The organism is Niallia sp. FSL W8-0954 (genome assembly GCF_038005605.1).
GTDB classification, from domain to species: Bacteria; Bacillota; Bacilli; order Bacillales; family Cytobacillaceae; genus Niallia; species Niallia circulans_A.
Genome location: NZ_JBBOTN010000001.1, coordinates 2,770,756 through 2,790,804, shown reverse-complemented (window position 1 = coordinate 2,790,804; position 20,049 = coordinate 2,770,756). Strand labels below are relative to the sequence as shown.

Below are 20,049 nucleotides of genomic sequence, written 5' to 3'. Positions count from 1 at the left end.
AATAGGATAAATTTTCCAAATGAAATGATGAAATAAAATTAAGTACTAATAAGAGGTTAGTTTCTTGAGTAGAGAGGAGAAAAAATATGAGAGAGTGTAAAAATATTGAAGAAGTAAGAGAAGGTGTTAATATGGCTTTTGAAAAGATATCAGAAGTGATTGGAAAATTAGAAAATCAAGTAGAACGTTTGGATAAAGAAGTTTATAACTTGAATTCTAAGATTGAACTTTTAGAAAATCTTTTGATGAAAATTATTGAGGACCAAACTATATCTTCAGATTTACTATCTGATATTAATTATATTGTTTTGAAAAAAGAGTTAAGTGGAGAAGAAAAAGCCCAAATTCCATTTTTGCTTCTTAAAATCCAAAAAGAACATATGCGTGAAGGTAAAATACCTACCTTAGAAGAATTCCATGATGAATTACTACAAGTTTTGGGAGTTAATCAAAACGAGAAAACAAATTATCCAATTCAAATTTCAAATCAACTGCTTCAAAAACATATGCAATTAGGTGAATTTCCGGTTGCAAAAGAAATACTAGCAAAAAGATAAAAACTTGAATTTTTAGCCCAAATTAACTTTACAAACCATAACGTACAAATGGATATTATAGAAAACAGTGAAAATGAAAGCATATTAAATATAGATTCTAACAGTAATGAAGTTTGTACAAGAACTTATATTGGTGAAAAAACAGTTATTATTATCAGAGATATAAACACTTAAAGGAAAAAATAGATTAATTTTAGAAAATGAAGTCTTATATATTTTTAATAATAAATAATAATTAAACATAAAGATACTGAAGATGTTAAAGCACTAAAGAGAGTTGAGGCTGTAATTCAAAAAGTAAGGATTATCCTTGATGAATACAATTCAAATCCTGATATTATTGAACAAATCTATAGAACAATGATTTTCTTCTTTTATAAATCACGAATTAGTTCATCATTCAAAAATTAATACTAGGCAAGGGTAAAAAACTGAAGTTACATAAGGCAATGCTATAAATTCATAGACTTTTTTGTATTTTTGATGATGGAGCTTGTGAATCAATGCACTTAAACAGTTGGGAGCTTTCAAATAATAGAGCGTTTTTCTTATAGTGCTATGGGAAGATTAGTTTAAGTACATTCCTTCATAAAATAAAAATAATCCTCTTTATTGGAGATTTTAGACATAAAGAATAAAAGGTATAAAACAAAATCCTCTATTGTTGGGGAGATAGAAGAGGCAGTGTAATTACCCAAAAACTCCAACAGCAGAAAGACCTTCTCCCTATTTAGGAGAAGGTCTTTCTGCTGTTAAACGGCTTTATCTTTATCTTTTTCTTCCTTTACCCAAAAGTCTGCATTTTTGATTCCCAATGTTTCTGGATTAAAAACAGGATCTAAACCTTGCTTTTTCTGTTTTTCATAGTCTTTTAATGCAATGAAAGCGGGTTTAGCCAATATCACGATAGCAATCATGTTAAGCCAAACCATTAAGCCTAAACCAATATCACCAAGTGCCCAAGCTAGGCTGGCTGTTTTAGTGGACCCATAAAAAGTGGCAAAAAGTAAAACCAGTTTCAGTAAGTCAGAAAAAAATCGGTTATTTCTATTACGGAGCAGATAGGTCAAGTTTGTTTCTGCAATATAATAATAGGCCATGATAGTCGTGAATGCGAATAAAAACAAAGAAATAGCTACAAAACCAGAACCAAATCCAGGGATTTGACTATCGATTGCTGCCTGAGTAAACCCTGGTCCAGCCTCTACACCTTCTACATTATTAATAATCATTGTTCCATTTGGGGCTTTTGTATTGTACATTCCTGTGAACAAGATCATAAAGGCAGTAGCTGAGCAAACAAGCAAGGTGTCGATATACACAGAAAATGCCTGAACAAGTCCTTGTTTTACAGGATGGGATACTTCTGCAGCAGCTGATGGGTGTGGTCCGGTTCCTTGTCCTGCTTCATTTGAGTAGATTCCCCGTTTTACACCCCATGCAATGGCCATACCCATCATGCCACCGAATGTAGCTTCAAGGTTAAAGGCACTTTTAAAGATCAAAGTAAAAACTCCCGGTAGTTCTTTAATGTTCATTAAAACGATAACGATGGATAAAAGGATATAGCCTAGAGCCATAATCGGAACAATTACCTGAGCTACATTTGCTATCCGTTTGACACCACCAAAGATGATGAACCCCAACAGTAAAACTACCAATAGTCCTGTTATATATGTAGGCATGTTAAAGGCGTTTTTCATGCCAACTGCTATTGAATTCGACTGGACACCTGGCATTAATATCGACATGGAAATGATTGCTGCTCCTGCAAATAGAAATGCAAACCACTTTGATCCGATTCCCTTTTCGATATAATATGCAGGCCCTCCTCTATACTGGCCATCTTGCTTTACTTTATAGATCTGTGCGAGTGTTGATTCAATAAAAGCTGTAGAAGCTCCTATAAAAGCCATAAACCACATCCAGAACACGGCACCAGGTCCTCCAAAGGCAATGGCAGTAGCTACCCCAGCAATGTTACCTGTCCCAACTCTACCGGATAATGCGATGGAAAGTGCTTGAAAGGAAGAGACTCCAGCCTCTGAACTCTTTCCATGGAACATGAGGACAATCATTTCCTTTATATGTCTAATTTGAAGAAATTTAGATACAAACGTAAATATAAGACCGATTACTAATACAATATAAATGACTGGGGTACTCCATAGTATCCCGTTAATAAAAGTCACGATTTCTTCCATATTCATACTCCTTTAAGTGGTGTGTTTTAATATTCAGAATTTAATTATAATTTATTAGAAACTATAATACAATAAAATTTATTGCCCTATTATCCACAGTAAGAAGCTTTTATTATTTTTTATATTAATAGATGAATCTAAAAGTCCAATGATCTACAGATAATTTAGTAAGGTCTTTTTAGATTCTTCTCCTTTTTAATCCTACTAGAAGAAAAATTTTTAAAAAGAACATTGTGAATCATTTCTCTCAAACTATAGGAGACTTTCCTAATGTAAAGGGAGGCCTTTTTCATGTGGTGCTAAAGTGGAAGTAAACTGTAATATGTAAGATCTTTCTTATGGTAGAAATGGTCAGTTTAGTAAAAGATAGGATTAAACCGACAAAATGGTGCACATAATGTCGGACGGATACATACAACTCCTGTTATTCTATTGATGAAAGGGGGGCATTTAATGGATTTGCTTAAGAACATGAATGATGCAATGGGATATATTGAGGAGAACCTCACGAACGAAATAGACTTTAAAATAGTGGCAAGAATCGCTCATTGCTCCGAATATCATTTTAAAAGAATGTTTTCTTTTCTTGCAGGTATAACATTATCAGAATACATTCGCCGTAGACGACTGAGTTTGGCTGCATTTGAGCTTACAAATAGTATTTTAAAGATAATTGATATTGCGGTTAAATATGGATACAATTCTCCAGACTCTTTTACTAGAGCTTTTCAAAATTTCCATGGTGTAACACCATCAGAAGCAAGAAACAACGGACAGCAATTAAAAGCCTTTCCACCAATGACCTTCCAATTATCAATTAGAGGAGGAAATGAAATGAATTACCGAATTGAACAAAAAAAAGCATTTAACATAGTTGGTATGATGAAAAGAGTTCCAATTATTTTTGAAGGGGAAAACCCGGAAATTACAGCAATGTGGAAATCTTTGACTATGGAAAAAATAGATCAATTAAAAAAACTCTCTAATGCTGAACCTAAAGGAATGATTCAAGCATCTACAAACTTTTCTGATGGACGTATGGAAGAAAAAGGAGAGCTTGATCAGTATATAGGAGTGACAACAACAGAAGAATGTCCTGAAAACTTTTCAAAACTTGAAGTTCCTGCTTTAACCTGGGCGATATTTGAATCAACGGGAGCTTTTCCTAGTACTTTACAGGAAACTTGGGGGAGGATTTTTTCTGAGTGGTTTCCATCTTCCAATTATCAAGTAACAGAAGGACCCGAAATCTTGTCGATTAAAACCCAAGATTTAACTTCACCATTTGTGAAAAGCGAAATTTGGATTCCAGTTTTAAAAAAATAATTTTATTTTTTAGATCAAAGAGCTGCTTGGGTCAGCTCTTTTTTCTATAGGAGGTTAGTTTAACAAGAGGTGAGATAAATCGGTTAGTAATATATTTGAATCGGAGAAAGGGATTTGTTCGCCTAAATTACAAAGATTGTTAAGGGAACTTTCATTTATGAAAAAAATAAGTTTAATCTTATCCTATATCTTCTATCAGTTGGTTTTATTTGTTTGCAAGCAAAATAGTGAAGTAAAGGTTGATAATCGACAAAATTATCATAAAAGTATAGAAAACTATTTATCCAATAGAGAACAGTTATGAATCATTAGTTATAGGGGATATAGAAATAATTGAAATTTGGGTTGATGAAAAGTCAGAAACCATTATGAATACAGAAGACACATATACGATTTATTCTTTAACCATTAACTCAATTGTTTATGGCATCATAAAAATGTAGGGTATGGCATTAAATTTGTGCAATAGGGCCGTAGGCCCTGCACAAATTAAAAAACCACTTGTCAACATTCCAAAATACACATACACTTCCTGTTGGGACAAACAAGCGCAGGAGGTATTAAGGAGATGTTGGCAGTGGCCGAAATTAATTATATCAGACATGAGGTAAACATAAAAGACAGTAACTATTCGGAGATTGCACAAAGAATAGGAAGAGATCGTAGAACTGTTAAGAAGTATGCAGAACAGGATGATTTTAGTCCTGTAGAAAATATCAAACAAGACAGACCATCTCCAGTGATGGATCCTATTAAACATATAGTAGATGAATGGTTAATAGAAGATTTTAAACAAAAGAGAAAATTCCGTAGAACTGCAAAGAGAATTTGGGAGCAATTAAAAGAGGAGTTTGATTTTAAGGGTTCTGATCGAACAGTAAGAAACTACATATCCCATCGAAAAAAAGAACTATTAAATGAAGCGAATCAAGCAGCGTTATCACTAGAGAGCAAACCTGGGTCAGCTCAAGTGGATTTTGGAGAAGCTCCGTTTAAATATCAAGGGGAACAGATAACTCTACCCTATCTGGTTCTTTCTTATCCATATAGTAATTCATTTTATTTTCAGGTATTCCCCGCTCAAAACAAAGAGTGTTTTTTAGAAGGATTAAAGCGTATTTTTCACCATATGGGTGGTGTTCCAAGAACAATTAGATTCGATAATCTTTCAGCTGCCGTAAAGAAGGTATTGCCAAATGGCGAACGGCAGTTAACAGAGGAATTTCAGAACTTCGTTCTACACTATGGGTTCGAAAGTGAATTTTGTAATCCTAATAGTGGGAATGAAAAGGGTCATGTGGAAGCAATGGTGAAATATGTGAGAAACAATTATTTATTGCCTGGTCTCCACGTACTGAATTTAGACGAACTTAATAAGACGTTGTGGGAAAAAGCTGAGAAAGATCGTGAGAGAAAACATTATGAAAAGGAATCTTTCATATCCCAGCTGTTTGAAGAGGATCGGAAAGCCTTTTTGGTTTTACCAAGTAAGGAATACCAATGCATCAGATACGAAACAGTGAAAGCCGATAAGTACGGTTATATTAAAGTAGAAAAAAATCTATATTCTACTTCACCAAGATACGCTTTAAATAAGGTTCTAATTCGTATTTCATATAATTCAATTGATATTCTTACAGATGATTATCAACTAGTCGTTAGCCATCCTCGACTCTATGGTCAATATAGAAAATCGATTAATTGGCAGCCATACTTAAATCTAATGGCCAAACGTCCTATGGCACTTAAATATACTAGTTTCTATGAGCAGTTACCACAAGAATGGCAAACATATTTTAATTCATGTACTTCCTCTGAAAAATCAGAAGCCCTGAAGTTATTAGGTACAGTGATGAAAGATTATGATTTTAGTAAAATTACTGAAGCGCTGAAGATTGCATCAGAGCATGGTCATCCTTCGGTTGAATCAATTAAACAAGTATTCTACCAACTAATTAATGGTCGAGGGATACGCGAAGAAGTACATCTCCAAAAGTCATTGCCTATTATGCCGGAGGCTACTAGAGGTCTACAGCATTATAATCAGCTTCTAAAAGGAGCTGAAATAAATTGAGTACGCAGATTCAAGAATTCGCTAAACGATTGAAATTAAGTTGGATTAGAGAACATTATCAAGAGATAGAAGCCACATCAAATGAAGAGTATTTACTGAAGCTTTTTGAAAAAGAAATTGAGCAACGAGAAGAACGAAAAACAAATCTTTTACTTACACAAGCAAGCTTACCTAAAGTCAATGGGAAACCTTTTGATTGGAAGGACATTGTCCTAACAGCAGGACTAAGTAGTGAAGACCTATTAAATGGAGTATTCATGGAGCAGCAAGAAAATCTAATTTTCTATGGGGGTGTAGGTGCAGGTAAAACCTATTTAGCTACGTTAATTGGATTGAATGCCATACAAAGGTATGGCAAAGCTGTTAAATTCTATACAGCGGCATCATTAGTTAATCGATTATTAGAAGCAAATGAAAAAGGTAATCTCAATAAGCTTTTTAAGCAAATAGAGAAATTGGATCTTTTGATTTTGGATGAGTTAGGTTACATTCCTCTTCACAAACAAGGGGCTGAATTATTGTTTCAGGTTATTTCGATGTGTTATGAAACCAAAAGCATCATAATCACGACAAACCTTCAATTCGGTCAATGGAATCACGTTTTTGGGGATCCAATATTAACGGAGGCAGTAATTGATCGACTCATCCATCATTCGCATTTGATTGTATTTAAAGGCGATAGTTATCGTTATAAGGAGTCAATTATTCAGAATTAAATTTCGTTGGCAAGTGGTTACATTTTTGATTGCCGTTTTATGCATTTTTTGCTTGCCAAATACAAACTCAATCCAAAAAATTAATAGGGTATGTCACTAACAGATGCCTTAGTTTAATAAGCAAATATTATAAAATGGAACTTTATTTTATAAGAAATATCATCTTTAAACTTTAACAGAGCCTATTTATAAGAAATTTAGTAAAAATATTATTTTAAAATTCGCAAAACGTGTTAGGATGTAAAGACTAGAGTTGTTAATTGATTTTTCTTTATTTTACATATATATCTATTTTAGGGGGGAACATGAAGGAACTAATTGTCGGAATATTCATTTACAATGAAGTAGAAGTATTGGATGTTGCTGGTCCATTTGAAGTTTTTTCTTTAGCTGGTGGGGAGAATAAATTATTCCATGTCTATACTATTTCAGAAAAAGGTGGAACTATTTTAGCAAGAAATGGTCTTAGAATAGAAGCAGATTTTTCTTTTGAAAACCATCCTGTTCTGGATATTCTCATTGTTCCAGGCGGCTATGGTGCAGAAGAAATCGAAATTTATAATCCGGTTTCCATTAAGTGGATTAAAAAGCAATCAAGGAAAGTGGAATTTATGACTTCTGTCTGTACAGGAGCATTTTTATTAGCGAAGGCTGAGTTGTTGGATAATTTAAAGGCTACCACGCACTGGATGGATATTGATCGCTTAGAGCAGGAATTCCCAAAGGTTCAGATAGTTAGGGAAGTGAAATTTGTAGATGAAGGAAAGATACTAACTTCTGGTGGGATATCTGCCGGAATCAATATGTCCTTTCATATAGTGGAGAAGTTATACGGCGAGGAAGTAGGAAGGGAAACAGCAAAGCGGATGGAATATGATAGATAATAAAGGAAGAGATAAATAGATTAGTAGGAGGAAAATGGAAATGAAGAAAATTACTGTTTTACATTATGATGCATTTACTGATCAGCCGAATAAGGGAAATCCTGCTGGAATCGTGTTAGCGGGAGAGCAATATACCGAGATAGAAATGCAGAAAATAGCCAAAGAGGTAGGTTTTAATGAAACGGCGTTTGTTTTACCATCAGAATGTGCTGATCTAAATATTCGTTATTTTACTCCTGGACATGAAGTGAATCTTTGTGGTCACGCTACTATCGCTACTGTTTTTGCACTAAAAACGATGGGGCTGCTCTCAGACAAAGAACTTTATTCCATCGAGACAAAGGCGGGAGTGCTTCCGATTAAAATTAATCATCGTAATCAGTCTTCGCCTGCCATTACGATGAAGCAAGTTACACCGCAATTTAAAGAATTCAAAGGTTCACGTTTAGCATTAGCAGAAGCAATCGGTCTTAAAGAATCTGATTTAGATCCAAATTTTCCGATTCTTTATGGCAATACGGGGCTGTGGACACTCCTCATTCCTATTAAAGAACTGCGTGTATTTCCAAAAATGGCTGTTAAAAATGACTTGTTTCCAGCTATTTTAGCGGAAATTCCTCATGCATCCATTCATCCATTTTGCCTGGAAACCTATGATATAAATGCAATTATGCATGGAAGGCATTTTTCTTCTCCTTACTCTGGGACAACCGAGGATCCAGTTACGGGCACAGCGTCAGGAGTGATGGGGGCATATTATATTAAGTATGTGGATGAGGCATGGAAAAATAAGACTATTGTTATTGAACAAGGTCAGGAGATAGGTCATGATGGGAGAGTATCTGTTATTGTTTCTGAGAGGAATGGTCAATTAGATGTGGAGATTAGTGGAACAGCAGTATTTGTCAAGGAATTAATAATAACTATTGATTGAATATAATGATTAGGAAAAGGAGTTAATTACATGGAAAGATTAGAGCCAGTAGAAGCAGCCGGCCTTTTTATAGATACATATTATGCAAACTGTAATGCTGCTGTTTTAGCAGGAAGTGTAGTAAGGGGACAAGCAACAGCTACTTCCGATCTTGATATTGTCATTTTTGATGAAAAGATCGTCTCCTCTTATAGAGAGTCTATGATGGAATTTGGTTGGCCAATTGAAGTATTTGTACATAATTTATCTTCCTATAAAGATTTCTTCTTAATGGACTATAATATAGCCAAACCTTCTATGCAGCGAATGGTTACAGAAGGAATCATATTAAGAGACGACGGAGCTTTGCAAGCAATCAAACAAGAAGCAAAACAAATGCTGGCAGAGGGACCGAAAGAATGGTCAGAGGAAACAATTCGTACGAAGCGTTACTTTATAACAGACGTGCTAGACGATTTGATAGGAGCGGACAATAAACAAGAGGAAATTTTCATTGCAAGTACATTAAGCTTTCTTCTCCATGAATTTGTTTTAAGAGTAAATAAGCAATGGATTGGCACATCGAAATGGATGGTCAGGGCTTTACGACAATATGATTCTCTATTTGCGGATGAGTTTATTGAAGCATTTGATTGCTTTTATCGAACCAGAGAAAAAGATAAAATTATAGAAATTACGGAAAAAGTATTAAAGCCATATGGAGGCAAGCTGTTTGCGGGATTTTCACTTGGTAAGGAAACATAAAACCTAATTTGTACCTTCGCTAGTCTCCTGGTTTTTATATATGATTTATTCTTTGCCGTATTTTCATAGTATCTAAGGAGATAAATGACTTATTTACCATTATTTACCATTATTTTTTCTAATCATAAATGATTAGATTTACGATATGTTTTATTTGGCTAGACTATTATAAAATTAATAGGACGAAGATCTGGGAGGGAAAAGGAAGATGACTATAATTGGTGTGCATCATGTGCAAATAACCATTCCTAAAGGAATGGAACAAAAGGCTAAGGATTTTTATTGTGGCGAGCTAGGTATAAAAGAAATAGCGAAGCCTGCATCCTTACAAGGAAGAGGGGGTTTTTGGCTATCTCTAGGAAATATGGATGTACATGTTGGAACAGAAGAAGGATTTGATCGTTATTCAACTAAGTCCCACCTTGCTTACCAAGTAGATAGTATGTTGGATTGGAAAAATAAACTGAGTGATCTAGGAGTAGAAATAACTGATTCTATTCCTATTGAAGGCTATGAACGGTTTGAGTTTCGTGACCCATTTGGAAATCGCGTGGAGATTATCGAAAAAAAGATATCGGAATAATTAATAGGCTAAACTAGTAGTAAAATGCGAAAAGGAGTAAGCGGATGAAAGAAGGATATATAGAGGTTACAGGAGGAAAAGTATGGTATATCATACATAATGAGACAGCAGAAGGAACTCCACTGCTTATTTTACATGGAGGACCTGGTTCTAGCTCATACTCTTTACAGGGGTTAAAGGACTTGGCAACCGATCGACCAGTCATATTATATGATCAGTTAGGCTGTGGAAAGTCAGATCGACCAGATGATGATTCCCTATGGACATTAGACAGGTTTGTCGAAGAAGTCGCGCAAGTTCGTAAAGGATTAGAATTGAAAAAAGTCCATATTCTTGGCCATTCATGGGGCACAACTCTTGCCGCTGCTTCTTATTTTAATAATCGAGAAGGAATTAGCAGCATTATTTTCTCCAGTCCGTGTTTAAGTGCACCATTGTGGGAAAAAGATCAAAAGAAAAATTTAGCTTTATTACCACTAGAGGTGCAAGAAACGATCAGAAGCTGTGAAGAAAACGGAACGACAGATACACCTGCTTTTCAACAAGCGATTGAAGTGTTTAATGATCATTTTGTGTGTAGATTAAAGCCTTATCCAGAACATTTAAAACAAGGAAAGCACTTTAGAAATCCACATGTGTATCAAATAATGTGGGGACCTTCAGAATTTACTGTACAAGGGAACTTAAAAACATTTGATTGTACGGAACAGTTAGCAGAAATTTCTATACCAACATTGTATACATGTGGGCGCTATGATGAAGCAACACCAGCATCAACAGAATATTATAGTAGCAGAACTCCACATGCATCTTTTCATGTATTTGAAGAAAGTGCCCATATGGCCTATATAGAAGAACCTGAGCAGTATAGACAGGTAATGAATGAATTTTTAGCGCCATTAGACAAGTTATAAAGCGGTGCTAGGAAGCTGAAAGGTCGAACAGATCTTTTGGCTTTTGTTATACCATAAGAAAAAAAGCTAAAAATCTACTTTCTCTTTCTGTTTTTAGGTGATTATTGGTATACTACTGAATAGAGGTTCTACATCTAAAAAGATGTAAAAACGATTTTAAAAGTAAAATGAGGGACAATGCGTGGAAAAAAAATCATCAAGAAAGCTTGCAAGGTATTCACTTCTTATTATGGGATTGGGGTTTATCCTGACATTTCCATTTCAAGATAATAGTTGGATACATTTAATTCATGGCGGTTTTGAGGCTGGACTTGTCGGTGGTCTAGCAGACTGGTTTGCCGTTACAGCACTATTTAGACATCCTTTAGGTTTGCCAATCCCACATACTGGTTTATTACCTAAAAATAGGGATAGGATGGTAAATGGGCTAGTGACTGTTTTGAAAAAGGATTGGTTATCAAAGGAAAGTATCCAGGATAAAGTGAAGAATATTCCTTTTACCGAAAAAATCACTGCTGCCATCAAAACAAGAATAGAAACAGAGCCAGTAAAGAAAGCAATGATAAAGGCTACACAGCAAGCAATTAGAAATATAGACGTTGAAAAAATAACTCCATTTGTGCGTAAGCAAATGTCAGCAGCTTTATCAGATGTACAAATAAGTAATATTCTACAGCTGCTTACAAAGCAATTAATTTCAGAAGAAGTGGATAAAAAAGCATTGGATCATGTTCTAGTAAAAGCGGAAGCTTGGCTGCGAAAAGAAGAAACAGCTCTAAAACTTGGTTCTGTTTCGATGAATGTGTTAAATAATGTTGAGGCAAGCGGCATGCTGCAATTTGCGTTAAAGACATTGCAGAATATTTTAACAGAAGAAAAGTTAGGGCAAATTGTCCAAAATCTTTGCTTAAGTGGAATGCGTAGTCTTCAAAAAGATGGGGAGCAAAACCGTGAAGCATTGGTTCACTACATTCGTAAGGAAATTGAAAGCCTTCCAGAAAACGAGAAAGTATTAGCAGGAATCTATACATGGAAAGATAAAGTCCTTGATTCGCTTGAGTCCAATCATACAATCTTAACAAGCCTCAAGCAAGCACAAGAGAAAGCAATCGAACTTCTTGAAAATGAGGAGTTTATGGAAACAAAAGCTCTTCCATTTATTCTTCAGCTAGTGGGAAAAATTGAAGAAAATGGCGAAAAGATTGATCCATGGATTATTCACCAAATTTCTCATTTTATTGAGAAAAACCATGATCAAATTGGCAATTTAGTAAAAGAAAATCTGGATAAGCTGGATAACGAAACACTTGTCGATATGATTGAGAATAATGTTGGCAAAGATCTGCAATGGATTCGGGTAAACGGAGCCGTATGCGGATTTATTATCGGTCTGTTTCTAAGTGGAATTCAGTTAGTGGCGAATATTTTATAAGAAGATAATAATTGAAAACGGCAAACAAAACCAATGCATAATTTTGTTTGCCGTTTTAATTTGTTTAATAACGATTATATTCCAATTTAATAGGGGGGACGCTTTTGAAAGTTTGGTTTAGATAAGCTTTCAGATGAGAAAAATAAGCTAAGACTCAATAAACCAGCAATTCCACCTATACTATAGATAATACGAGAAAATCCTGTATGCTGTCCTCCAAAAACCACTACATCAAGAACGTACTGAAATAATCCGATAAGTCCCCCATTAACAGCACCAATCACGATTAGCATTAAGGCAAATTTCTGTAATACACACATCTTTTAACCTCCTATTTGTTTAAGAAATTTACTAGTATGTTTATCCCTCTTTTATAAAATTAAAATACAAGAAATATTACCAGTTTTTGAGAAAAAGAACTATAATAAAAAAAGACTTAATTTTACAAAACATGTTTGGAGTGAAAAAATGAAAGGGATACAAACACCGATTTGCAGTGCTAGGATAGCGGTTGTCTTTAGATAAAGTTCTATTATTGAAACGAGCAACTCCAGTATTTAAGATATGTGGTGTTGCATAGGGGGAAGCCTAGAACAGGGGGAAAAAGCTTAGGAAGCAGTTTAAGAGAGGTAAAGGAAGAAACAGGTATTACCAAGCTAGCCCTTTATAGTTCGAATACATTTGACCAAATATATTCGCCTGGAGAAAACTCCCTATATATTACCCCAGTATTTGTTAGCTTTATAGAGGAAAATCAAGATGTACGTTTAAATAATGAGCATAGTGGCTATAAATGGTTGTCTTTTGAAGAAGCAAAGGAATTCGTAACACTGCCAGGAAATAGAGGTTCTTACCTTTATCGAAAAGAACTTTATTAAGAAAAAAACTACGGAATGGTTACGTATTAGAGGGGAAAATGTGGGAGAGTAAAATGATAACATATATTTACATGGTAAGACACGGTGAATCGCCAAAGGCCAAGGAACAGAACGAACAAGAGGGTTAACAGAAAAAGGAAAAGAGGATTCTGAACGTATAAGCAAAATGCTACAAAAGGAAGAAATTGATCTTTTTGTTTCCAGTCCTTATCAACGTGCTATCTTAACCATTAATGATTTAGCTGCAGCCTTGGGCAAAGAGGTGTTCATTATGGAAGATTTAAAAGAAAAAGTGTTTAGTCTAGATACTGTTCCATTAACTAATAATGAATTGTATCCATTTCTTAGTAAATCGTTTTCGAATCCAGATTATGCGTTAGCTGGAGCTGAGTCTAATAGAGTATGTCAAAAACGGGCAATAAAGGTTTTAAAACAGTTACTAACTACATATGCAGGAAAAAAGATCGCAATCGGAACCCACGGTGTAGTAATGACGTTAATGATGAGCTACTACGATAGGCGGTTTGATTTAGAATTTTTACTTCATACGACAAAGCCAGATATTTACCGAATGAAATTTATGAAAAATGAATTAGTAGAAGTGGAAAGATTGTGGGAGTGATTTTAAGGGGAGGACTTTCTTATGAATGAGCAAAGTGCGACTAATAAAGCGGCATGGGAATATCGTGCCTATGAATTTTGGATAAAGCGAGATGGCCACCCAAAGGAAAAAGCGAAAGAAATAAGGAAAGACCCTCGAGCAAGTTTAAAAAAGCATCAAGCATTATTAGAGAATGTTGAGGGGAAAAAGATAGCAAATCTATGTGGATCAAATGGCAGGAAGGCAGTGCCATTAGCACTGTTAGGAGCTGATGTGACAGTCTTCGATATATCAAAGGAAAATGAACAATACGCGAACGAGCTAGCTTATTATGCTAATACTTCCATAAATTATGTGGTAGGAGATGTTTATGACATCGATTTACAAACATATGGAGAAACGTTTGACATTCTCTATTTGGAAGGGGGAGTACTCCATTATTTTCATGATTTAGATCAACTTATGTCCCTTTTATTTTCAATTTTAAAAAAGGATGGCACAATGATTCTAAGCGATTATCATCCTTTGCTGAAATGCTTGAATAAAGATTTCTCGGCGAAGCACACTTATTTTGATACGGAAATACATTCAGGCGATATCGCATATAAACATTTTTTCCCTGAAGAAGAGCAAGATGGTTTTCCCGATGTTTCTCTCCGCTTTTATACACTTAGTGAAATTCTTAATGCAGTTATTACGGCTAGGTTTACATTAGATCGATTTGAGGAACATCCTGGATGGAAAAAGGAGAATATTCCATGGGAATTTACGATTATTGCCAGGAAATGAATTGAGAAAATGATAATGAAATTTCACATGCTTATTTGATGGAAAGGGAACGATAGGATGAATCGCAAAATGAGGAAATCCCAAATTAATAAAGCTATTTATGGTGTTTGTGGGGGGATTGCTGAGTTTTTTGGAATTACGCCACTAGGTATTCGCTTAATCTTTATAATCACTATGCCAGTATCCATTCTAATTTATATTATTTTAGTAAATAGTATGTCTGATTCCCCGAGAAGCTTGTAAATAAATTACTAGGAGATTTAGAAATGATTAATGCATTAAAGTCGGATTGTCAAAATTGCTTTGGATTATGTTGTGTAGCATTGCCATATGGAGAATCAGCAGATTTTCCCTTTAATAAAGAGAGCGGGATACCATGCAGAAATTTATGTTCAGACAATGCTTGTTCCATCCATGATAAATTGAGAAAAACAGGATTCCGCGGCTGTGTATCATATGAATGCTTCGGTGCAGGGCAGCATGTATCCCAAACCATTTATAAAGGGAAAGATTGGCGGAGTGGTAAGCATGCAGAAGAAATGTTCCTTATCTTTCCGCTTGTTCAACAACTACATGAAATGCTCTGGTATCTAAATCAAGCACTTACGTTAAAGGAAACTGCTTCTTTTCATGATAAACTTCAACTTATTTATGATGAAACCGTTGAACTAACGGAAAGAACACCGCAAGAGATTTTAACAATTGATCTTAATTCCCATCGAAGGAAAGTTAACGAGCTCTTAATTGCTGCAAGTATAAATTATAGAGGGAGTAGGACGAATAAAGGGAAAAAGAGGTTGAAAAATAAATCGGACCTTATAGGGGCCGATTTAAAAGGATTAGATTTACAAGGGGAAAATTTTCGAGGCAAGCTGATGATTGCTGCAAATCTAAGTAATAGTGATTTGCGAGGAGCTGATTTTATTGGTGCGGATCTTCGAGACGCTGACTTAAGGGCAGCAAACCTGGAAGCTGCGCTCTTCCTTACACAATCGCAAATTAATTCCGCTATTGGCGATGTTCATACTAAAATACCAAACTATTTAGAAAGACCCAAACATTGGATAGAGAGAGAGATTTTGTGAATATTTATGGAGCTTTTTTATGGAATGCGCTCTTTCTTAACTGAAGTCCTAAACCGGCTTCAGATTTTTTCATTTAAAAGGAAAGGACAAATTTAGAAATGCATACATATTCATATAGCTACTAATTGTTAGATCATCCATAGAAAGAGGCGATATTACATGGTGAGACTAAATACTTTATATCAGCATAAAGTAAAGGGCTGGCAATCAAAGCAAGTTATTTATCAAATTCCTCCCTCCATTGGAGAAACAATTGTCATTGAAAAAGCTTATTACAAAATTGTGAATATCATCCATTACAGCGAGGAGGGCTCTTTAGAGGTAATAGCGGACACTGAATAATAACTTACAGAAAAAAGCTGTGAGATAGGTAGAAATATTTGTTGTTTCTTAAGACCAAATACCCATAGTTTCCATTATCCCAATTAAAGATGTCTAATTATCTTCATTTAAGCTATAATAGTAATAGACACACTCGAAAAGGAGAATGTATGAAAACAAAGGCTAAGATTAAAGGTGTAAAGTATAGCACAGATTACAAATTTCCAAGGTATAAAGTGAAGTTAGAAACACCTGAGGGGAAAGTATTAATCATTGCCTTCGATCATACTTTAGCTTCCAAAACAAAAGGGTATGTTCCATTAAATGTTAATTATGATGGGGAAGACATGGGGAATAAATTGTCATGGTATTCTAAAAAAATTGAAAATATGACCATTAATGACTTTTTAAGAATTTTAGCTGGTAAAATTGATAAGTTTTATAAAGTTAGTTAAGGAGACTCTCTGTTTGAGAGTTTTTTTTATTATTGCAAAGATAACGCTTACAAAAGAAGGAATGCTTCATATTATATATTAGATAATCGAATAGGATAGGAGCATGTATATGATATTCGAAGCGTTCCCATTGCTAGTGAAGTTTTTATTTTACCTAATATTTATTTTATCGACGAATCATACTTAACAGGAGCAATTTTCTATGTTTAAAGAAAATCTTGTTACTGAATACAAAATATTCAAATGCAAAATTATTTGCTGAATTCTAAACTGAATTTAGCTTTTTTTATCAAGTAATCACGATATAAAGAGTACTATGATAACGGAAGAAAACTATTTACGCTTAAAAAGTGAATCCTATGGTATATCTATATCGTCTAACTTGCGAATCTATAAGGGGGGGAAGAAGTGATTTCGAAAAGAGAACATATTTTTTGTATGAGAATAAAAGATGTAATTTTTGGATGAAAAGATGTACTATTGCCAAGGAATAAATTTTTAATGTAAGATTTATATTGCATTCTATCGTTGTATAATGTAAGATAAATCTAACAAATTGTTAAATATATATTTCATTGTGTAGGTGAGTATATGGCAAGTAAAATGAAACTAGCAAGAATAGAAAAAGGTTTAACACAAGAGCAGCTTGCAAAACGAGTGAATGCCACTAGGCAGACTATCGGGTTGATTGAAAAAGGAGAATACAATCCTAGTCTGAATTTATGTATTGCTATTGCTAAAGAATTAAATACAACATTAGATGATTTATTTTGGGAGGTCGAGTTGTCATGAGATCTTGGATATCTTTTTTATTACCTAATGATGAATATAAGGAAAAAAGGATTTTGTACTTTTTTTCAGAAGGAGCAATAATCCTTTTGCTTATCCTTGCAGGAATGCTTATTTTGAATAACTATGTTAATTTAGATGCTAAAACATCTCTATTACTACCTATTGCGATATTTCTCCTTTATGTGTTAGGGCGGTATATACTATCTGGTATTGAGTATGCAGATATTGCAACAGAAGATTCCTATAAGAAAGAATTAAGAAGTATTGTGATGAAAACAAGTAGTTTTGTTATTTTATTTTTCTTGTTTTATGTTATTTTTTTAGGTTTGCCAGCCAACATAAATGAATGGATGGAAACAATTGTGTTAATAGTGTTCGCAGGTTTGCTATGGTTTTTCGTTAACTACATTTCTTTAAAACGTTCTTATAACAAAAATAAGGATTTGCTATAAACAATTTATATGTTCATTTGTTAAATAATAAAATAAACAAAGATTATGAAGATAATAGAATCCAAGCATTCCTTGTTTGCTTTTTCGGTGCAAGAACACAATGTTTTTGCACCGCTTTTATTATATTGTCGCTATCACAGCGCTTCAAACCATTTTCCAAATTTACGAATACAGGACTCTTCTTTCTTTTCTTCATATATATGGAAATCATCTTCCGTAAATTCAGCAAGTGTTTTATTAAAATGGTTGGGAATGAAAATATACCAGAGATCAGACCATTTATTATTATTATCTAAACCTCTTATTTCTTCAGCTATCGTTCCTTGTGATTTGCTCGCAAAGTATGTTATTTGTTCACCATCATAATAGGCCAAACACGATCTAAATTCGCAAGCACGGTTATTTTCCTCTTTTAGTAATTTTAATATACCAGTAATACCGATAGTATCTAACATATGGTTTACATATGCTCTAGGAAACCCGTTTAATTCTTCGATGAAAAAGCCGGAATCTAAAGCAATGCATGGTCTCTTAACGATTTCATATGCTTGCAAGACTTTTTGTTTAGCAATCTCTTTAATATCGTCAGTACGTGGCTCGCTTAACTCTTCCTGTATAGGAGTCACTTTTATATTTTTTAATTCCTTTTCAGCAGATGCAACTTTTCCTTTGTTGGTTGTTACAAATATAATTTCCTTCATCAAAGTGTCTCCTTGTGTTCGTAAATTACTTAATGAATTTTCCTGTTCTTTTAATATAACAAAATTTATAGAGAAAAAGAGAATTTTAGCTGATCGGTAAATAACTTTTTTACATTTTCATATAATGATCATAAAGAAGGGAGAAGAATGAATCCGATTGTTGTTATGATAATAATAGGATTGGCTGTTCTTATAGATTATTTTTGGCTTGATAGAAATAAAAGCAGATGGGGATGGATGAAAAACTGGTCTAGCTTTGGCAAGGGGCTATTCTTTTCAGTGTTTATTATCATTTCTATATTAATTTATGTTGGATTAAGTGCAGTATATTTTTAAGGATATTCGTTAAAAAATGAGATTAAAGAACAAATAACTATAGCAAAAGTGATGCATCTTAACCTTGTTTGTAGCTAGAATAACAAATGAATATGCGATATGATAGACTCAGGAATCAAAATGAGATTATTGGCAATAGAGTGTATGTTGGAGGATGAATATGGAAGTTTTTGCAGAGTTTTTAGCAGGGATTGATAATCCCGAGCATCGGGATCGAACAGAAGAGGTCTTGCATTGGGTAATGAAAAAATTCCCCAGTTTAGTGCCGAAAATTGCTTGGAATCAGCCGATGTTTACGGATCATGAAACATTCATAATTGGCTTTAGTATTTCAAAGCAGCATTTGGCAGTCGCACCTGAAAGAGCGGGAATCATCCAATTTTCAGATGAAATTGTACAAGCAGGCTATGATCATACGAAGCAGCTCGTACGAATAAAATGGAGCAATTCCGTTAATTTTTCTTTATTAGAAAAAATGATTGACTTTAATATTACTGATAAAGCAGATTGTAAGACATTTTGGAGAAAAGAGTAATAATAGAAGGGTGTACTTGTATGGCAAATAGAAAATTAAATCCACAGGTGGAGGAATTTTTAAGCAAAGATAGCCAGTGGCAGGAAGAATATGTGAAGCTACGACAGCTTGCTCTTGAGTGCGAAGAGCTGACCGAAGAATTTAAATGGATGCATCCATGCTACACTTATAAAAATAAAAACATTGTGCTCATTCATGGATTTAAAGAATATTGTGCTCTTTTATTTCATAAAGGTGCTCTCTTAAAGGATCCTCAAGGAATTCTAGTCCAACAAACAGAAAATGTCCAGGCAGCGCGGCAAATTCGCTTTAAGAACTTACAAGAAATAATGAAAAGGGAATCTGCCATAAAAGAATATATTCTTGAAGCAATTGCAGTGGAAAAATCAGGTTTGGAAGTGACGGTAAAAGAGCACAAAGAATACAGTATTCCTGAAGAACTTGAAAGGAAATTTGAAGAAATACCTGCATTAAAAACTGCTTTTGAAGGATTGACACCAGGGCGCCAAAGAGCTTACATTCTTCATTTTTCCCAGCCAAAGCAAGCAAAAACAAAAGTAACAAGGATTGAAAAGGCAATGGAGAGAATCCTAAATGGCAAGGGATTAAATGACTGCATTTGTGGACTTTCCCAAAAAATGCCTAATTGTGATGGCTCACATAAATTTGCCGGCAAAAAATAGTCGCAAAGGGACAGTATTAATGTTTCTGAAAGGAAGCGGAGAACTGTCTTTTT

At 34.4% G+C, this 20,049-nt stretch carries 25 protein-coding genes and 1 pseudogene; 23 read left to right on the top strand and 3 right to left on the bottom strand.

Annotated features, from left to right (window positions below; genetic code table 11):
* Nucleotides 1-86 precede the first annotated feature (86 nt).
* Entirely contained in the window at nucleotides 87-557 is a 471-nt protein-coding gene (locus NX902_RS13725) for a hypothetical protein (protein WP_235850354.1), read from the top strand.
* Nucleotides 558-1,309: 752 nt separating this feature from the next.
* Here NX902_RS13725 and NX902_RS13720 read toward each other — a convergent pair.
* Nucleotides 1,310-2,761, bottom strand: a complete 1,452-nt coding sequence (locus NX902_RS13720; RefSeq protein WP_095333768.1) for an alanine/glycine:cation symporter family protein — start codon at nucleotides 2,759-2,761, stop codon at nucleotides 1,310-1,312.
* A gap of 453 nt (nucleotides 2,762-3,214) precedes the next feature.
* On the opposite strand from NX902_RS13720, the gene NX902_RS13715 reads away from it, so the two are divergent.
* The 10 genes from NX902_RS13715 (at nucleotide 3,215) to NX902_RS13670 (ending at nucleotide 12,368) form a co-directional block, all read left to right on the top strand.
* The gene (locus NX902_RS13715) at nucleotides 3,215-4,087 is read left to right on the top strand and encodes an AraC family transcriptional regulator (protein ID WP_123257780.1); all 873 of its coding nucleotides are present in this window, start codon (nucleotides 3,215-3,217) and stop codon (nucleotides 4,085-4,087) included.
* A 157-nt stretch (nucleotides 4,088-4,244) separates the two neighbouring features.
* Nucleotides 4,245-4,391: a hypothetical protein gene (locus NX902_RS13710; protein WP_163188603.1), complete on the top strand. Its 147-nt coding sequence runs from the start codon at nucleotides 4,245-4,247 to the stop codon at nucleotides 4,389-4,391.
* Nucleotides 4,392-4,655: 264 nt separating this feature from the next.
* Complete coding sequence (gene istA / locus NX902_RS13705; protein ID WP_171509407.1) at nucleotides 4,656-6,161, top strand: IS21 family transposase; 1,506 nt, start codon at nucleotides 4,656-4,658, stop codon at nucleotides 6,159-6,161.
* Complete coding sequence (gene istB, locus NX902_RS13700) at nucleotides 6,158-6,877, top strand: IS21-like element helper ATPase IstB (protein WP_036179323.1); 720 nt, start codon at nucleotides 6,158-6,160, stop codon at nucleotides 6,875-6,877. The genes istA and istB overlap by 4 nt, the downstream gene beginning before the upstream one ends.
* Nucleotides 6,878-7,182: 305 nt before the next feature.
* The gene (locus NX902_RS13695) at nucleotides 7,183-7,761 is read left to right on the top strand and encodes a DJ-1/PfpI family protein (protein ID WP_095333780.1); all 579 of its coding nucleotides are present in this window, start codon (nucleotides 7,183-7,185) and stop codon (nucleotides 7,759-7,761) included.
* Between the two features lie 40 nt (nucleotides 7,762-7,801).
* Entirely contained in the window at nucleotides 7,802-8,695 is an 894-nt protein-coding gene (locus NX902_RS13690; RefSeq protein ID WP_341160783.1) for a PhzF family phenazine biosynthesis isomerase, read from the top strand.
* Between the two features lie 30 nt (nucleotides 8,696-8,725).
* Nucleotides 8,726-9,439 carry a nucleotidyltransferase domain-containing protein gene (locus NX902_RS13685; RefSeq protein WP_095333784.1) on the top strand — a complete coding sequence of 238 codons (714 nt, stop codon included), beginning with the start codon at nucleotides 8,726-8,728 and terminating at the stop codon, nucleotides 9,437-9,439.
* 208 nt (nucleotides 9,440-9,647) lie between these two features.
* Nucleotides 9,648-10,022 (top strand): VOC family protein, encoded by a 375-nt coding sequence (locus NX902_RS13680; protein WP_095333786.1) that lies wholly within the window; start codon nucleotides 9,648-9,650, stop codon nucleotides 10,020-10,022.
* A gap of 44 nt (nucleotides 10,023-10,066) precedes the next feature.
* On the top strand, nucleotides 10,067-10,936 hold the full coding sequence (locus tag NX902_RS13675; RefSeq protein WP_095333788.1) for a proline iminopeptidase-family hydrolase: 870 nt from the start codon (nucleotides 10,067-10,069) through the stop codon (nucleotides 10,934-10,936).
* Between the two features lie 181 nt (nucleotides 10,937-11,117).
* A complete protein-coding gene (locus tag NX902_RS13670) occupies nucleotides 11,118-12,368 on the top strand; it encodes a DUF445 domain-containing protein (protein ID WP_123259327.1) in 1,251 nt (416 codons plus the stop codon).
* An 86-nt stretch (nucleotides 12,369-12,454) separates the two neighbouring features.
* Here the strand turns inward: NX902_RS13670 and NX902_RS13665 are convergent, their stop codons facing one another.
* Nucleotides 12,455-12,688: a DUF378 domain-containing protein gene (locus NX902_RS13665; RefSeq protein ID WP_095333792.1), complete on the bottom strand. Its 234-nt coding sequence runs from the start codon at nucleotides 12,686-12,688 to the stop codon at nucleotides 12,455-12,457.
* 249 nt (nucleotides 12,689-12,937) lie between these two features.
* Between NX902_RS13665 and NX902_RS13660 the strand changes: the two genes are divergently transcribed.
* The 9 genes and pseudogenes from NX902_RS13660 to NX902_RS13620 all read left to right on the top strand — a co-directional run bounded on the left by NX902_RS13660 (nucleotide 12,938) and on the right by NX902_RS13620 (nucleotide 17,741).
* Nucleotides 12,938-13,246, top strand: coding sequence for an NUDIX domain-containing protein (locus NX902_RS13660; protein ID WP_341160782.1), 309 nt, complete (start codon nucleotides 12,938-12,940; stop codon nucleotides 13,244-13,246).
* A gap of 53 nt (nucleotides 13,247-13,299) precedes the next feature.
* A pseudogene (locus NX902_RS13655) lies at nucleotides 13,300-13,868 on the top strand (histidine phosphatase family protein).
* A gap of 21 nt (nucleotides 13,869-13,889) precedes the next feature.
* Nucleotides 13,890-14,636 (top strand): class I SAM-dependent methyltransferase, encoded by a 747-nt coding sequence (locus NX902_RS13650; RefSeq protein ID WP_095333798.1) that lies wholly within the window; start codon nucleotides 13,890-13,892, stop codon nucleotides 14,634-14,636.
* Between the two features lie 69 nt (nucleotides 14,637-14,705).
* On the top strand, nucleotides 14,706-14,879 hold the full coding sequence (locus NX902_RS13645; protein ID WP_235850355.1) for a PspC domain-containing protein: 174 nt from the start codon (nucleotides 14,706-14,708) through the stop codon (nucleotides 14,877-14,879).
* A 23-nt stretch (nucleotides 14,880-14,902) separates the two neighbouring features.
* On the top strand, nucleotides 14,903-15,721 hold the full coding sequence (locus NX902_RS13640; protein WP_095333802.1) for a pentapeptide repeat-containing protein: 819 nt from the start codon (nucleotides 14,903-14,905) through the stop codon (nucleotides 15,719-15,721).
* Nucleotides 15,722-15,880: 159 nt separating this feature from the next.
* Nucleotides 15,881-16,063, top strand: coding sequence for a hypothetical protein (locus tag NX902_RS13635; RefSeq protein WP_095333804.1), 183 nt, complete (start codon nucleotides 15,881-15,883; stop codon nucleotides 16,061-16,063).
* A gap of 149 nt (nucleotides 16,064-16,212) precedes the next feature.
* Complete coding sequence (locus tag NX902_RS13630; protein WP_047940534.1) at nucleotides 16,213-16,497, top strand: hypothetical protein; 285 nt, start codon at nucleotides 16,213-16,215, stop codon at nucleotides 16,495-16,497.
* A 591-nt stretch (nucleotides 16,498-17,088) separates the two neighbouring features.
* Nucleotides 17,089-17,289, top strand: a complete 201-nt coding sequence (locus tag NX902_RS13625; RefSeq protein WP_047940535.1) for a helix-turn-helix transcriptional regulator — start codon at nucleotides 17,089-17,091, stop codon at nucleotides 17,287-17,289.
* Nucleotides 17,286-17,741, top strand: a complete 456-nt coding sequence (locus NX902_RS13620) for a DUF3278 domain-containing protein (protein ID WP_095333806.1) — start codon at nucleotides 17,286-17,288, stop codon at nucleotides 17,739-17,741. The genes NX902_RS13625 and NX902_RS13620 overlap by 4 nt, the downstream gene beginning before the upstream one ends.
* 134 nt (nucleotides 17,742-17,875) lie before the next feature.
* On the opposite strand, the gene NX902_RS13615 is transcribed toward NX902_RS13620, so the two are convergent.
* Complete coding sequence (locus NX902_RS13615) at nucleotides 17,876-18,442, bottom strand: non-canonical purine NTP pyrophosphatase (protein WP_123257773.1); 567 nt, start codon at nucleotides 18,440-18,442, stop codon at nucleotides 17,876-17,878.
* 147 nt (nucleotides 18,443-18,589) lie between these two features.
* On the opposite strand from NX902_RS13615, the gene NX902_RS13610 reads away from it, so the two are divergent.
* From NX902_RS13610 to NX902_RS13600, 3 genes are all read left to right on the top strand, one after another.
* Nucleotides 18,590-18,778 carry a hypothetical protein gene (locus NX902_RS13610; RefSeq protein ID WP_095333810.1) on the top strand — a complete coding sequence of 63 codons (189 nt, stop codon included), beginning with the start codon at nucleotides 18,590-18,592 and terminating at the stop codon, nucleotides 18,776-18,778.
* A 160-nt stretch (nucleotides 18,779-18,938) separates the two neighbouring features.
* Complete coding sequence (locus NX902_RS13605) at nucleotides 18,939-19,313, top strand: iron chaperone (protein WP_095333812.1); 375 nt, start codon at nucleotides 18,939-18,941, stop codon at nucleotides 19,311-19,313.
* Between the two features lie 20 nt (nucleotides 19,314-19,333).
* Nucleotides 19,334-19,996: a DUF1801 domain-containing protein gene (locus NX902_RS13600; RefSeq protein WP_341160781.1), complete on the top strand. Its 663-nt coding sequence runs from the start codon at nucleotides 19,334-19,336 to the stop codon at nucleotides 19,994-19,996.
* Nucleotides 19,997-20,049 lie beyond the last annotated feature (53 nt).

Bases quoted from the DNA above. Each gene is read 5' to 3' on its own strand.
- NX902_RS13725 (WP_235850354.1), top strand. From the start codon at position 87: ATGAGAGAGTGTAAAAATATTGAAGAAGTAAGAGAAGGTGTTAATATG.
- NX902_RS13720 (WP_095333768.1), bottom strand. From the start codon at position 2,761: ATGGAAGAAATCGTGACTTTTATTAACGGGATACTATGGAGTACCCCA.
- NX902_RS13715 (WP_123257780.1), top strand. From the start codon at position 3,215: ATGGATTTGCTTAAGAACATGAATGATGCAATGGGATATATTGAGGAG.
- NX902_RS13710 (WP_163188603.1), top strand. From the start codon at position 4,245: ATGAAAAAAATAAGTTTAATCTTATCCTATATCTTCTATCAGTTGGTT.
- istA (WP_171509407.1), top strand. From the start codon at position 4,656: ATGTTGGCAGTGGCCGAAATTAATTATATCAGACATGAGGTAAACATA.
- NX902_RS13695 (WP_095333780.1), top strand. From the start codon at position 7,183: ATGAAGGAACTAATTGTCGGAATATTCATTTACAATGAAGTAGAAGTA.
- NX902_RS13690 (WP_341160783.1), top strand. From the start codon at position 7,802: ATGAAGAAAATTACTGTTTTACATTATGATGCATTTACTGATCAGCCG.
- NX902_RS13685 (WP_095333784.1), top strand. From the start codon at position 8,726: ATGGAAAGATTAGAGCCAGTAGAAGCAGCCGGCCTTTTTATAGATACA.
- NX902_RS13680 (WP_095333786.1), top strand. From the start codon at position 9,648: ATGACTATAATTGGTGTGCATCATGTGCAAATAACCATTCCTAAAGGA.
- NX902_RS13675 (WP_095333788.1), top strand. From the start codon at position 10,067: ATGAAAGAAGGATATATAGAGGTTACAGGAGGAAAAGTATGGTATATC.
- NX902_RS13665 (WP_095333792.1), bottom strand. From the start codon at position 12,688: ATGTGTGTATTACAGAAATTTGCCTTAATGCTAATCGTGATTGGTGCT.
- NX902_RS13650 (WP_095333798.1), top strand. From the start codon at position 13,890: ATGAATGAGCAAAGTGCGACTAATAAAGCGGCATGGGAATATCGTGCC.
- NX902_RS13645 (WP_235850355.1), top strand. From the start codon at position 14,706: ATGAGGAAATCCCAAATTAATAAAGCTATTTATGGTGTTTGTGGGGGG.
- NX902_RS13640 (WP_095333802.1), top strand. From the start codon at position 14,903: ATGATTAATGCATTAAAGTCGGATTGTCAAAATTGCTTTGGATTATGT.
- NX902_RS13635 (WP_095333804.1), top strand. From the start codon at position 15,881: ATGGTGAGACTAAATACTTTATATCAGCATAAAGTAAAGGGCTGGCAA.
- NX902_RS13630 (WP_047940534.1), top strand. From the start codon at position 16,213: ATGAAAACAAAGGCTAAGATTAAAGGTGTAAAGTATAGCACAGATTAC.
- NX902_RS13625 (WP_047940535.1), top strand. From the start codon at position 17,089: ATGGCAAGTAAAATGAAACTAGCAAGAATAGAAAAAGGTTTAACACAA.
- NX902_RS13620 (WP_095333806.1), top strand. From the start codon at position 17,286: ATGAGATCTTGGATATCTTTTTTATTACCTAATGATGAATATAAGGAA.
- NX902_RS13615 (WP_123257773.1), bottom strand. From the start codon at position 18,442: ATGAAGGAAATTATATTTGTAACAACCAACAAAGGAAAAGTTGCATCT.
- NX902_RS13610 (WP_095333810.1), top strand. From the start codon at position 18,590: ATGAATCCGATTGTTGTTATGATAATAATAGGATTGGCTGTTCTTATA.
- NX902_RS13605 (WP_095333812.1), top strand. From the start codon at position 18,939: ATGGAAGTTTTTGCAGAGTTTTTAGCAGGGATTGATAATCCCGAGCAT.
- NX902_RS13600 (WP_341160781.1), top strand. From the start codon at position 19,334: ATGGCAAATAGAAAATTAAATCCACAGGTGGAGGAATTTTTAAGCAAA.